Annotated in this window: 14 protein-coding genes; 9 read left to right on the plus strand and 5 right to left on the minus strand. The window is 60.7% G+C overall.

Annotated elements, in window-relative coordinates; genetic code table 11:
* Window positions 1-2 precede the first annotated feature (2 nt).
* From HMPREF1531_RS10465 to HMPREF1531_RS10490, 6 genes are all read left to right on the plus strand, one after another.
* A complete protein-coding gene (locus HMPREF1531_RS10465; protein ID WP_016669929.1) occupies window positions 3-1,139 on the plus strand; it encodes a glycosyltransferase family 4 protein in 1,137 nt (378 codons plus the stop codon).
* Window positions 1,140-1,274: 135 nt separating this feature from the next.
* Window positions 1,275-2,849, plus strand: coding sequence for an acyl-CoA carboxylase subunit beta (locus HMPREF1531_RS10470; protein ID WP_016669930.1), 1,575 nt, complete (start codon window positions 1,275-1,277; stop codon window positions 2,847-2,849).
* A gap of 5 nt (window positions 2,850-2,854) precedes the next feature.
* Window positions 2,855-3,247 carry an OadG family transporter subunit gene (locus HMPREF1531_RS10475; protein WP_016669931.1) on the plus strand — a complete coding sequence of 131 codons (393 nt, stop codon included), beginning with the start codon at window positions 2,855-2,857 and terminating at the stop codon, window positions 3,245-3,247.
* Window position 3,248: 1 nt separating this feature from the next.
* Window positions 3,249-3,746: a biotin/lipoyl-containing protein gene (locus HMPREF1531_RS10480; RefSeq protein WP_016669932.1), complete on the plus strand. Its 498-nt coding sequence runs from the start codon at window positions 3,249-3,251 to the stop codon at window positions 3,744-3,746.
* Between the two features lies 1 nt (window position 3,747).
* The gene (locus tag HMPREF1531_RS10485) at window positions 3,748-4,887 is read left to right on the plus strand and encodes a sodium ion-translocating decarboxylase subunit beta (RefSeq protein ID WP_016669933.1); all 1,140 of its coding nucleotides are present in this window, start codon (window positions 3,748-3,750) and stop codon (window positions 4,885-4,887) included.
* Between the two features lie 167 nt (window positions 4,888-5,054).
* Window positions 5,055-6,566 (plus strand): Hsp70 family protein, encoded by a 1,512-nt coding sequence (locus HMPREF1531_RS10490; RefSeq protein WP_016669934.1) that lies wholly within the window; start codon window positions 5,055-5,057, stop codon window positions 6,564-6,566.
* Here HMPREF1531_RS10490 and HMPREF1531_RS10495 read toward each other — a convergent pair.
* The 3 genes from HMPREF1531_RS10495 to HMPREF1531_RS10505 are packed head-to-tail and all read right to left on the minus strand — an operon-like array spanning window position 6,538 to window position 8,671.
* Complete coding sequence (locus tag HMPREF1531_RS10495) at window positions 6,538-7,224, minus strand: ABC transporter permease (RefSeq protein WP_016669935.1); 687 nt, start codon at window positions 7,222-7,224, stop codon at window positions 6,538-6,540. The genes HMPREF1531_RS10490 and HMPREF1531_RS10495 overlap by 29 nt on opposite strands.
* Window positions 7,221-7,865, minus strand: coding sequence for an ABC transporter permease (locus tag HMPREF1531_RS10500; RefSeq protein WP_016669936.1), 645 nt, complete (start codon window positions 7,863-7,865; stop codon window positions 7,221-7,223). The genes HMPREF1531_RS10495 and HMPREF1531_RS10500 overlap by 4 nt, the downstream gene beginning before the upstream one ends.
* Window positions 7,862-8,671, minus strand: a complete 810-nt coding sequence (locus HMPREF1531_RS10505; RefSeq protein ID WP_016669937.1) for an ABC transporter ATP-binding protein — start codon at window positions 8,669-8,671, stop codon at window positions 7,862-7,864. The genes HMPREF1531_RS10500 and HMPREF1531_RS10505 overlap by 4 nt, the downstream gene beginning before the upstream one ends.
* Before the next feature lie 431 nt (window positions 8,672-9,102).
* Between HMPREF1531_RS10505 and HMPREF1531_RS13975 the strand changes: the two genes are divergently transcribed.
* Window positions 9,103-9,726, plus strand: coding sequence for a rhomboid family intramembrane serine protease (locus tag HMPREF1531_RS13975; RefSeq protein WP_198011041.1), 624 nt, complete (start codon window positions 9,103-9,105; stop codon window positions 9,724-9,726).
* A 71-nt stretch (window positions 9,727-9,797) separates the two neighbouring features.
* Window positions 9,798-10,592: a PP2C family protein-serine/threonine phosphatase gene (locus tag HMPREF1531_RS10515; protein WP_016669939.1), complete on the plus strand. Its 795-nt coding sequence runs from the start codon at window positions 9,798-9,800 to the stop codon at window positions 10,590-10,592.
* A 3-nt stretch (window positions 10,593-10,595) separates the two neighbouring features.
* Here HMPREF1531_RS10515 and HMPREF1531_RS10520 read toward each other — a convergent pair whose 3' ends face one another.
* Together HMPREF1531_RS10520 and HMPREF1531_RS10525 are read right to left on the minus strand one after the other, a co-directional pair.
* Window positions 10,596-11,219, minus strand: coding sequence for an L-threonylcarbamoyladenylate synthase (locus HMPREF1531_RS10520; RefSeq protein WP_016669940.1), 624 nt, complete (start codon window positions 11,217-11,219; stop codon window positions 10,596-10,598).
* Between the two features lie 36 nt (window positions 11,220-11,255).
* A complete protein-coding gene (locus HMPREF1531_RS10525) occupies window positions 11,256-11,645 on the minus strand; it encodes a hypothetical protein (RefSeq protein WP_016669941.1) in 390 nt (129 codons plus the stop codon).
* 96 nt (window positions 11,646-11,741) lie between these two features.
* Between HMPREF1531_RS10525 and HMPREF1531_RS10530 the strand changes: the two genes are divergently transcribed.
* Window positions 11,742-12,962, plus strand: coding sequence for a pyrophosphate--fructose-6-phosphate 1-phosphotransferase (locus HMPREF1531_RS10530; RefSeq protein ID WP_016669942.1), 1,221 nt, complete (start codon window positions 11,742-11,744; stop codon window positions 12,960-12,962).
* Window positions 12,963-13,225: the final 263 nt, after the last annotated feature.

The raw sequence follows: 13,225 nt of genomic DNA on the forward strand, positions 1-13,225 counted from the left end.
CCGTGCGCATCGCACTGTTCACAGAGGTCTTCACCCCGAAGATCGACGGAGTGGTTACCCGGCTGTTGCGCACCCTCGATGCGCTAGCCGGGCTCGGTCACGAGGCACTGGTGTTCGCTCCTGGGAAGCCACCATGCGAGTACGCAGGCTTTGAGGTAGTCGCGGTCCGTGGAGTCAGTTTTCGACCTTGGTACCCAGAAATCACCGTTGCCCTGCCCACTCCCGCGATCGGTCGGCGTTTGGAACACTTCCGACCCGACGTGGTGCACGCATTGAATCCCGCTTGGTTGACCGGATACGGCGTGCTTGCCGCACACAGGCGTCGACTGCCCCTGCTGGCTAGTCTGCACACCCAGCTTGCCGCCTACACCGCGGACCTACATTTGTCAGCACTCACCCCGATTGCCGACAGATGGGTCACTACCTTGCACAATATGGCGCAGGTGAACCTGTGCACCTCCCCGCAGATGGTGGAGCGGGCTCACTCGATGGGCATCCAACGAGTTAGCCTGTGGCCCAAAGCCGTTGATACCCATGCCTTCCGACCCGATGCCTATACCACCCGGATGCGCACATTACTCACCAACGGCCATCCTGAGGCTCCGCTGGCGGTCTACGTCGGGCGGCTGTCGCCCGAGAAGAATCTGGACGATCTGTTGGAGGCCGCGCGTACTCTGCCCGGGGTGCGGTTCGCCTTCGTCGGTTCCGGGCCTGCAGCCGAGCATCTGGCCTCGCTGTATGCAGGTACCAATACCGTGTTCACCGGCTACCTGCACGGCGAGGAATTGGCCGCAGCCTATGCTGCGGCCGACATCTTCTGTTTCCCATCCACGACCGAGACCCTAGGCCTAGCAGGGTTGGAGGCAATGGCCTCCGGGACGCCAGTCGTCGGTGCCGATGCAGGTGGTATCCCCCACTTGTTCCACGACGGGATCGAAGGCTTTCTCGTCACCCCGCATGATCGTGGTGGCTTCTCCCGCAGGATCGCTGAACTCGCTGATGACCCTGGGCTACGTTCCCGCATGGGGCAAGCCGCCCGCGCAGAGGCTGAGAAGCATTCATGGATCTCTGCCACCTGCCGCCTCGTCGAGTTCTACGAGCAAGCTGTGGCAACCATGGGGACCTCAGGCACTCGATGAGGTACCACTTTTGGACCACATTGTGAACCATTACCTCCCGCAGGTCCTGATTGCTAGGGTCGAACTCACTCTCCTTCAGGGGCCCTGACGATTTCCATAGCAAGTAAAACCTTCCACCGTTACAGCGAGGTGACAATGACTGGCACCGTGACGCCAGAGCAATCGTCGATTGACAACCTGGCAAAGCTGCGCGAGATGCGGGACAAGGCCCTCCAAGGAGGAGGCACGGCACGAATCGACGCCCAGCATGCCAAGGGGAAGATGACGGCACGAGAACGGTTGTCAATTCTTCTCGACGAGGGTTCCTTCCAGGAACTCGGCGCCTTGGCAACCCATCAGGTGACTGACTTCGGCATGGGCCGCAAACGCTATCCAGGTGACGGGGTGATCACCGGATTCGGGAGGATCAACGGGCGCCGGGTGGCCGTGTATGCCCAAGATTTCACCGTCTTGGGTGGCTCCTTCTCGCAGGTGCAGGCTCAGAAGATCAACAAACTCCAGGATCTCGCCCTAGAATCGGGCATCCCGATCATCGGCCTCAACGATTCCGGCGGTGCCCGTGTCCAGGAGGGCGTGCGATCGCTTGCCGCCTACGGGGAGGTCTTCCAACGCAATGTGGAGGCATCAGGGGTCATACCTCAAGTCTCACTCATCATGGGGCCCTGTGCTGGTGGGGCGGTCTATTCTCCGGCACTGACCGATTTCACGATCATGGTCGACCAGACTTCGAACATGTTCCTCACCGGGCCCGAGATCGTGGAATCGGTCACTGGTGAGCAGGTCACCGCCGAGGAACTTGGCGGAGCCGCGGTGCACACCGGTCGTTCCGGGGTAGCCCAGTTCGAGGCGAAAACCGAGATTCAGGCCCTGGAAATGACCAAGCTGCTGCTCAGCTACTTGCCCGCGAACACCTCTGAGGATGCCCCGATCCTGGTGTCTGACGACTCTCCTGATCGCATGGCCGATGAATTGAACACGGTGGTTCCAACCGACGACCGGATTGCCTATGACATGCACCGGGTTTTGGAGGACATTTTCGACACAGATTCGATCATGGAGGTCCATGCCGCATTCGCGCCCAATGTCATCTGTGCCTTCGCTCGGTTGGACGGGCGTCCGGTGGGTGTGGTGGCGAACCAGCCGACCGTCATGTCCGGTGTGTTGGACATCGACTCTTCCGACAAAATCTCGCGGTTCATCCGCATCTGTGATGTCTATTCCCTACCAGTGCTCACCTTCGTCGACTGCCCCGGGTATCTGCCCGGTGTGGAGCAGGAGTACAACGGGGTCATCCGTCATGGCGCGAAGATCATCTACGCCTACTGCCAGTCGACGGTGCCGAAGATAACCGTCGTTACCCGCAAGGCGATTGGCGGTTCCTATGTGGCGCTGGGGTCGAGACAGATGGGCGCCGACATCGCCTTTGCCTGGCCCTCGGCGCAGATTGCCGTCATGGGCCCCGACGGTGCCGCGAAACTGCTGCACGGCAAGGCAATCAAGGCATCCAATGATCCGCAGGCCGCTGAAGCCGAGTTCGTCGCTGAGTACCGGGAGAGGTTCTTCAATCCCTACCGAGCAGCCGATCTTGGCCAGATCGACGAGGTGATCGAGCCCAGGGAGACTCGTCCTCGGCTCATCCGCGCTCTTGAGGTGCTCCAGACCAAGGTCGTCAATACTGTGCCCAAGAAGCACGGATTATTCCCGGTGTGATCGGCATGAACAATCTTGGATGGGGTCTGGAGATGCTTGCCCTCGGCATGGGGACGGTCTTTGTGCTGCTGTTCGTGCTGATGGTCGTGCTCATGGCCATGGGATTGCTGGATCGACCGAGCAGGGCCAGGTTAATCAGGCCCAGAGCCGCCGAAACCATTGAGGCCGGTGAGACCGAATCTGGTTCGTCCGACACTGCGTGGATGACCATCGCCGATGCGAGTGGGCTGACACCCGAACAGATCGCGGCGATCTCGGTGGCGGTCGCGATGCACGCCGATGTGCGCCGCAAACAAGGTGCGGCGGTCAACCGCGTCCACTCCCCCGGATCGCGCCTGTGGGCGTCACGCTGGGTGTCCATGGGTCGTGGGGCCCAGATGCAAAACTCAAGGAGATGACATGCGCCGTTATCAGCTCTCCGTCAACGACAACCCCTACGAGATCGACATTGAGGAGATCTCAGCAAACGATTTCCAGGTGCAGATCGACGGAAAACTCGTCGAGGTAACCCTCCACGAACAATGCGACGCTGCTGACGCACAGATCACCCCGCAGATGAGCGCTGGGCGCACAGCTTCTGTCACCGCGCCGGTGGCTGCCAGGGCCCCACGGGTTCCCCAGGAGCTGAAATCCACACCACGCACTCCCTCACCAGCGGTGACCGGCGGTACCGATCTTGCTTATTCGATGACTGCCCCGATGCCCGGGGTGATCCTCGATATCAATGTCACCCCTGGTGACCAGGTCACCAAAGGCGATGTCGTCATGGTGCTGGAGGCCATGAAGATGAAGAACGAACTGCATGCATCACAGACCGGCATGGTGGCCTCGGTGAATGTTTCCTCTGGCGACCAGGTCAAGTACGGCCAACTGTTGCTGCGCTTCGAGAAGGCATGAGATGGACGCCGAAACCCTGAATAACCTGTTCGCCGGGGTCCTGAACCTTTCCTGGCAAGGCTTGGTGATGATGCTGGTGGGTTGCCTGCTGATCTGGCTGGCTATCGCCAAGGAATACGAACCACTGCTGCTGTTGCCCATCGGCGCTGGATGCATCCTGGCGAACATGCCGCTGTCCACCATGATGGTTAGCGACGGGAACCCGGGCATGCTTCAAGTGCTCTACGACATGGGTGTTGGCAACGAACTGTTCCCACTGCTCATCTTCATCGGCATCGGCGCAATGACTGATTTCGGACCTTTGCTGGAGAACCCGAGGATGGTGCTGCTGGGTGCCGCTGGTCAATTTGGCATCTTCCTCACCCTGATTCTGGCCCTGCTGCTCGGTTTCGCACCCAACGAGGCCGCATCGATCGGTGTCATAGGCGCCATCGACGGCCCAACTTCGATCTTCGTGTCCGGAAAGCTAGCCCCGGAGATGGTGGGCCCGATCACCGTCGCAGCCTATTCCTACATGTCGCTGGTGCCGATCATCATGCCGCCAATCATGCGAATACTCACCACTCACAAGGAGCGGGCCATCAAGATGCCCTATTCTTCCAGGGAGATCTCGCAGAAGACCAGGATCATCTTCCCGATCGCCGTCACCGTGGTAGTGGGGGTGTTGGTTCCTTTCGCCCTACCGCTGATCGGCACCCTGATGCTCGGCAACCTGATGCGCGAATCAAAGGTGGTGGAGCGACTCACCGGGGCCGCCCAGAACGAGTTGAACAACATCGTCACCCTCTTTCTAGGTTTGGCAATCGGATCGACCATGGTTGGCGACAAATTCATCCAGGTGCAGACGCTATTCATCTTGCTGCTCGGGTTGCTGGCGTTCTGCCTCGACACCGTCTGCGGTGTGCTTTTTGGCAAGCTGATGAATCTGCTGTCTGGCGGGAAATTCAATCCGCTGATCGGAGCAGCTGGTATCTCGGCCTTCCCAATGGCCGCCCGGGTGGTGCAGCAGGAGGCTTCGAAGGCCGACAACTCCAACTTCGTCCTGATGCACGCCATGGGCGCCAACGCTGCGGGACAGGTGGCCTCGGCGATGGCCGGTGGTGTGCTGCTCGCCCTGACCTCGAACATGGTGATCGCCTGAGCGCTCGTGTGGGGACGGGGACCTCAAGCTTGCCAGCCAACTGGGTTGCGCGCTATGGCGCCGTTCCCGGCATGCTCAGAAACACCCACTGATGATCCAATGCAATACCCTCTGATGCAATGTGGACCTCCACGCCATCGGGCGGTGCGCCAACTAGGCTGGCCGCCATGCATCTGGGCATGGATTTCGGCACAACCCGCACGGTCGTCGCCCACGCCGACCGCGGCAACTACCCCGTGGTGGCCTTCACCGACGACGACGGCGACTTTCACGAGTATTTCCCCTCGCTGATCGCCGATGTCGGCGGGCAACTGCGCAGTGGCTTTGCGGCCATCACAGCCAGGGCGAAGGGATACCCCGCACTGCGCTCGGTCAAGCGGGCACTAGCCGATTCGGTCGCAGCGGAATCCACCACAGTGCGCATCGGGGAACGAGACATCGCGTTGTCCGAGGTGCTGATCGTCTTCCTCAAGGATCTATACACCGCCCTGCATACCACCTCCACCATTGCCGAGGCCTTGGCCCGGGATCCGATCGAATCGGTGGTCGTGGCCGTACCTGCTCATGCGAACAGCGCTCAACGCTTCTGGACCTTGGAGTCCTTCTCTCGCGCCGGTTTCCCAGTCACCGGTATGCTCAACGAGCCCTCGGCTGCTGGTTTCGAGTACACCCACCGGCTGACCTCCAGTCCCTCTGCCAAGCGGAGTCGGCTACTGGTCTACGACTTGGGGGGTGGTACCTTCGACGCATCCTTGGTCTCCATCATCGACACTTCTCACCAAGTGCTGGGCTCGGTCGGGTTAAACCACCTAGGCGGGGACGATTTCGATATTGTGCTCGCCGATCTGGCCTGCGAAACTGCAGGCATCGTTCCCGATGAGCTAGGAGTGGACGGCTATTTCGACCTACTGACCCAAGCCCAGGCCGCCAAGGAACAATTGCAGCCCCAGTCGCGACGAATTCTTCTGGAGGTCGGTGATCATTCGGTGACTGTCCCGGTGGCAGATTTCTATGCTCGCTCGGCTCCATTGGTTGCCCAGACTCTGTCGGCCATGGGTGATCTAGTCGATGGTCTTGACCAAGGCGAACCAGACTTGTCTGAGATCGCTGGATTTTATCTTGTCGGCGGTGCCTCGGTATTGCCCCTGGTGCCGCGGACTCTGCGCGAGCACTTCGGTCGCCGGGTCTACCGTTCCCCCTATCCGGCTGCTTCCACCGCGATCGGGCTGGCTATCGCTGCCGACCCAGCCTCCGAGTTCACCTTATCGGACCGGCTGTCGCGGGGCTTCGGGGTATTTCGTGAAGTGGCCGGAGGCCAAGGGCAGAGCTTCGACTCGATCTTCGATCGATCCCAAGTGCTCAGTTCCACCATGGAGGTTAGGGTGCAACGCCAGTACCGGGCAGCCCACAACTTGGGTTGGTACCGCTTCGTCGAGTACACCGAGCTGGCCAACGGTCGCCCGTCGGGGAATGTTGTCCCAATGAACGATGTGCGATTCGGCTTCGAGGAGCGTCTCCAGTCCCTTGACCTTGACCTGTCTGGGATCGAGGTGGTGCGCACCGAGGAGGGGCACTTGATTGAAGAATCCTATGTTATCGACCCGCATGGCATCGTGCAGGTGACGATCACCGACACCGAGACCGGTCACTCTAGTACTCACCAGCTGGGCATCGGCTGAGTTGGTGAGTGCGGCGGGTAAGCCAACGCTGCACCACGGAAAATCCTAAATCGGCCAGTATGGTCAACACGACCACCACCAAGCTGGCACCCATCATCATGGCGTAGTTCTTGGTCTTGAGTCCGGAGAAGAGATAACGTCCCAACCCGACATCTGCGGTGTAGGCGGCGAGCGTGGTGGTGGAAATCACCTGCAGCATGGCTGTCCGCACTCCCCCAACGATCACTGGGGCCGCCAACGGGATCTCGACCTCCCAGACCAACTGATGTGTGCTCATCCCGATGGAACGGGCTGCGTCAATCACCGTGCGATCAACGGCACTTACCCCGGCGTGCGCCCCGGCCAGCAGGGATGGTATTGCCAGGATGACCAATGCCACCACTGGTGCCCCCAGCCCAATACCCAGCAGCAGACCGAACAGCGTCAGCAACCCCAGGGTCGGCAGGGCTCGGGCAGCCCCGGTGAGCGCTCCGACGATACCTGCCCCGCGACCTGTGTGACCGATCCACACCCCGAGTGGCCAAGCGATCACCGCAGCCAACAGCACGGTGAGCGCCGAGACTCCCAGATGTTCCCCGATCCGGGCCCACAGGCCTTCTACACCGCCCCACACTTGAGGATCGGACAACCACTGCAATGCCTGACCGAGGATCTTCATCGCGCCACGTCCTTCAGGGTCCAAGGCATGAGCAGTCTCCCGATCGCCAACAGCAGACCGTCGATCACCACCGCCACCACGACCGTAGCGGCGATCCCGGTGAGCACCTCGGCAAGGATGCCGCGTTGGAAACCATCGGTGAGCAGGGTGCCCAGCCCGGAGACCCCGATCAGAGCCCCAATGGTCACCAAGGAGACCGTGGACACCGCCACCACGCGCAATCCGGCCAGCAATACCGGTCCGGCCAGCGGCAGGTCTACCGCCCAGAACAGGGCCGTTCTTGAGTATCCCACAGCCACCGCGGCCTGTCTGATCATTGGGTCGACCGAGGAGAAGGCATCTGCGGTGCTGCCGACCATCAGTGCCACCCCGTAGATGCTCAGCGCGGTGATCACTGTCGCGGTAGAGCGCAACGGGAAACCGAAGAGCAGCGGAATCGCAATGAGTAGCGGGAGTGCGGGAACCGCATACAGGGTGCTGCTGGCGGTGCGTACGAATCGTCCAATCCCGGGCCTGCGTGCCGTCAGTACGCCGATCGGTAGGGCAGCCAGCAAGGAGACGACGATCGGCGGGAGGCAGAGCAGCAGATGGGCGGCTAATAGCGTCCTGATCTGGTCAAGATTATTGAGAACCCACGTCATCTCAGCACCCCGAGTGGTTTACCGTCCGCATCGACGATGACTGTACGGTCGGATTCGGTGATGGCGTGCAGCCGCCGCCCGCCAAGGTCTGCGCCGACAAAATCCGACACGAAGGAATCGGCCGGAGCCGAGGTAATTTCTTCCGGGGTGCCTTGTTGGGCGATGTGGCCTCCGCTACGCAGCACCACCACTTGGTCGCCAAGTCGGAAAGCCTCGTCGATGTCGTGGGTGACAAAGACAATTGTCTTTCCTAATTCGGTCTGCAGCCGCGTCAACTCCGTCTGGAGTTCTCGGCGGATGATCGGGTCGACTGCCCCGAAGGGTTCGTCCATCAACAGGATGTTCGGATCGGCCGCCAGAGCTCGGGCAACCCCCACCCGCTGCTGTTGCCCACCCGACAGCTGGGCTGGGTAGCGGGTGGCGATGGCAGGATCGAGTCCCACCAGTTCGAGCAGTTCCAAACCATGTGCCCTGGTCGCCGAGCCCTTCCGTCCTTTCAGCACCGGGACTGTGATCACATTGTCCAAGATGGTGCGGTGTGGTAGTAGCCCACCGCTTTGCAGGACATAACCGATGGAGCGTCGCAATTCGACGGCATCGGCAGCGGCGATGTCCTCGCTGTCGATCAACACCCGGCCGCTGCTGGGGGTAACCATCCGGTTCACCATGCGCAGCAGAGTGGTCTTGCCGCACCCTGAGGAACCCACCAAGGTGCACACCGAGTGGGATGGGATCAACAACGAGAACTCCTCAACCGCGATCGCCCCCGAGGGATAGATCTTGGACACCGACTCGAACTCGATCATTTCCCCAGACTATGTCGTGCAGGTTCAACTTCCCCGGGGCGCGCGGGCAGGTAGCGGGTTGCCCGCAAGCCCTGCCGAGTCCGGCCAACGAACATAGAATCCTTGTCATGAGTGTTGCAGGATCCGATGAGGAACGGAATTGGCCCGATTTCGTTCCGCCGGATCTGCGCGACTCCATCGACGATGCTCCCAAGGAACCCGACGTTGGCAGCCGGAGCATCCCGCCGAGCGCGTCGAACCGTCCAGTTGGGTGGCATGCCTCGGGAAATCCTCGCTGGGGATCGCAGCCTTCGCGGCTTCCGCCAAGTCCACGTGACTGGCAGCCTGCCCCTCACTCTGGCTCTCGATCCAGCGGATCCGATTCTGAACGATGGTTCGCTCAGCCTTCAGAATCTTTAGCGACCGGATTTCTGCAGACCTCCAACTGTCCGGTGACCTTTACCCTGATGGGGATTTGCGTTGTCGTGTGGTTGTTGCAGACCTTCGTGTCGGCTATCACCTCCTGGGTGGTCATGACCCCCGCCGTGGCAGGCATTCAGCCGTGGCGATTCTTCACCGCTCCCTTCGCCCACGTCCCAGGATCGCTGAGCCATATCGGATTCAACATGCTCACTCTGTGGCTGATGGGCCGCTACTTAGAACCCATCCTCCACGCGCGGCGGTTTCTTCTCGTCTACCTGCTGTCCGGGCTGGGGGGCTCCATCTTCCAGGTACTACTCGCCGATCAAGAGGGCTGGTATGGGTCTTCCTTGGGTGCATCGGGGGCGATCTTCGGACTGTTCGGGGCATACATGGTGCTTGCCTGGCTAACCGGCAGATCACTGACCTCAATGTGGGTGCTGCTGGGACTCAACGTGGCGATAGCGGTGCTGTTCCCATCCATATCCTGGCGGGGGCACCTCGGCGGTCTGCTGGTCGGTGCAACGACAACCTTGGCTATCACTTGGCCGTTGTTGCGTGGGCGCTCTGAACATCCACAACGGTGGATCACCCTTGGTGTGGTGGGCCTTGCAGTAGCCTTAATGCTTGCCGTCTTCTTGCGCTATACGGTGTGATCGCGCGAAACTCTCAAGTACCGATTGGTACCGCTTGCCCTTGACGGGCTCCTACGGACTAGGGTGGACGAGTGGCTCAATCCGTGAACCTCTCGCTCAACGCCGCCGGGTACTCGGTGGTCGGGCCCCGTCGCCGTGACAACCAGGATTCCGGTCACATGTCTTCCCAACTTGTCGTCGTAGCCGACGGCGTCGGGGGAAGCCCTTGCGGGGACATCGCATCAATGACCGCAGTCACCGCGTTAGCCGATGCGCTGCACGGTCTGCACTCGTTGACCCGCGAAGTGCTGACCGACAGGGTCCAGTGGGTAAACCAGCAGCTCGCGGAACGCATGGTCAAGGATCCCTGCTGCAAGGGAATGGCTACCACGATGACTGGGCTCATCGTCGACGGCGATCAGGGATGGCTGGTACACGTTGGGGATTCCCGCGCGTACCGGATGCATGACGGTGCCCTCGAACAGATCTCGGTCGACCAGTCCTGGGTACAGATGATGCTGGAGCGCAACGAAATTTCCCCCGAGGAATTGCGCAACCATCCCATGCGCAACATGCTCATGCACTGCCTCACCGGATCCAGGCGCGATCTTGAAGCGATCCGAATTCTCCCGGTTGAGATGATTCCCGGGGATCGCTGGTTGCTGTGTTCCGACGGGTTGTCGAGCTATCTTCCCGCCCCCAGGCTTGAGACCCTGTGCACCAGCGAATTGCCTGTGGCGGAACTGGCCGAAGCCTTGCACGACGAGGTGCTTCCCTGCACCAAAGACAATGTGACGGTGGTCGTCGCGGAAGTTGGACAGATCGGCACTCCGACCGCTTTCATCGGTGCTGCCGCCCCGCAGGATAGCCGCGCGATGGTCGGCTGAGGATCATTCCTCGAACAGGGTCGGATCCCCGCCTCCGAGCCTGACGATCTCTGGCTTCACACCCGTCAGATCGACGACCGTCGTCGGTGTTGAGCCGCTATCGCCCGAATCGAGAACCGCGTCGAGCAGATGCCCAAGCTCCTCGTTGACCGCCCATCCGTCGGTCATCGGCTCCTGATTGCCTGGCAGGATGAGAGTCGAGGAGACCAGCGGCTCTCCCAAGGTATCCAGCAGGGCCAAGGTTGTGACGTGCTCGGGTACCCGTACACCGATGGTTTTTTTCTTCGGATGTTGCATCGCCCGCGGTACTTCGCGGGTAGCCGGGAGAATGAAGGTGTATGCACCGGGGGTGGCAGCCTTCACTGCGCGGAAAACCCGATTATCCATGTGAACGTACTGGCCGAGTTGGGCAAATTCGGAGACCACGACCGTCATGTGGTGCCGCTCGTCGAGATTACGGATGGCGCGGATCCGATCGGCTCCGCTGTGGTTACCGAACAGTGACCCCAACGCGTAACCAGAGTCGGTCGGGTAGGCGATCACTCCCCCATCGCGCAGGATCTTCGCGGCACGGTCGAGGCTGCGCTGTTGGGGATTAACCGGGTGCAGTTCCATGAAGGTGACCATTGCCCAAGACTATGCCCTGATGGGATCAAAACGGGATCACCGCTTGCGCAAGGACACCTCGGCATGACCTTTCCCGCTCACCTCGACGATACCGATCAGGGACATGAATACCGTCGGCGTGCTGATCCGGGTGTCGACCAACAAGACATCGTTGCCGCTTACCCTGGCGGAGCCTTCTATACCTGCGGCACGAAGGTTCTCCTCGGCTGCCCTGACCGCGATCTGCGAGGCCTCCTGGCGCGAGGCGATGCGCTCCGCGGATGCGGCATCCACACCACTACGGGCGGCGCTCGCTGCCATCCCCTCTGCCCGGCGAGCGGCTGCCACCTTCGCAGCGCCGTCAACGCCCAAGCCGACGCACAATAGCAACGCGGGAATGAGCACGGCAAACAGCACCGAGAGACTGGCTCCGCGGGAACGATGCATGGGGTCTCCATCAATGGTGTCGCATACTAGTGTGTCACGTGTCGCGGTATGGTGCGGCTAGGCTGTGGATAATTGCCACACAGGAAGGATCCACGCATGGTCAAAAAGGTCGGATTGCTCACTGCCGGAGGTTTTGCTCCTTGTCTGTCCTCTGCCGTGGCCGGTCTCATCCAGCGTTACACCGAGATCGCGCCTCAGATCGAGATCATCGCTTACCGTCATGGTTATGAAGGTCTGCTAACCGGTGATTCCATCGCCGTCACCGGTAACGTCCGAGCTCACGCTGACCGCCTCTACGCCTTCGGCGGCTCCCCGATCGGGAACTCTCGGGTCAAGCTCACTAATGTTGCTGACTGTGTTAAGCGAGGCCTAGTCGCCGAGGGGCGAGATCCCCTCGAAGTGGCTGCCAAGCAGTTGGTTGCTGACGGCGTCGACGTACTACACACCATCGGTGGCGATGACACCAACACGACCGCGGCCGATTTGGCTGCCTATCTGGCCAACAATGGCTTCAATCTCACCGTCGTCGGGCTGCCCAAGACCATCGACAACGACATCGTGCCGATTCGTCAGTCGCTCGGCGCCTGGACGGCCGCCGACCATGCAGCCAATTTTGCTAAGAATGTTATCGCCGAGCACAATTCCGTTCCCCGCGAGCTGATCATCCACGAGATTATGGGTCGCAACTGCGGATACCTAGCGGCCGAGAGTACTCGCCGCTACCGTGCCTGGCTGGCCGAGCAGGCCTGGTTGCCGGAGATTGGACTGTCCCGGGAGGCTTGGGACGTACACGCCGTTTATCTGCCGGAGGTTCAGGTCGACATCGAGGCCGAGGCCGAGCGGTTGTCGAAGGTGATGGATCAGGTCGGCAATGTCAACATTTTCCTGTCCGAGGGCGCCGGAGTCGCGGAGATCGTTGAGCAGATGGAGAAGGCCGGGGAGGAGATCCCGCGGGATGCCTTCGGACACGTCCAGATCGACAAGATCAACCCGGGTGCCTGGTTCGGCAAGCAGTTCTCTGCACGCATTGGTGCGGCGAAAACCATGGTGCAGAAATCGGGCTACTATTCCAGGGCAGCGGCCTCCAACGCCGAGGATTTGGATTTGATCGGTCGTACCTGCCTGATGGCTGTTGATGCTGCTTTGGCCGGGACTCCCGGTGTGGTCGGCATGGACGAGGAGAACGGCGACAAATTGTCGGTCATTGCCTTTCCGCGGATTGCCGGACATAAACCCTTCGACATCACCCAGCCATGGTTCGTGGAACTATCGGAAGAGATCGGCATGCCTGCGCCGGTGGCCGCAACTCGGCACTAAATCGGTCCTATCAGGTGGCTCGTTCTCTTCTGGGAACGGGCCACCTTTGCCTGCTGCGCCTCATGTCAAAAGTATCGGCAAGGTGTTGTTAGTAAGTTTCCATCCCAGTCTCCTATTTTTAACCTATCTGACGATGATTTTGGCGACAGATGCGCTGTGGCCACCGAAGCAACTGCCGTGGTGAAGCTAACTTGTTCACTCATGTGCTCCATCGATTGTGTGCTGGGCCGGGAGATGGTTAGGAAGATGACAGGAGCAGTTGG

The organism is Propionibacterium sp. oral taxon 192 str. F0372 (assembly GCF_000413315.1).
Taxonomy (GTDB): domain Bacteria; phylum Actinomycetota; class Actinomycetes; order Propionibacteriales; family Propionibacteriaceae; genus Brooklawnia.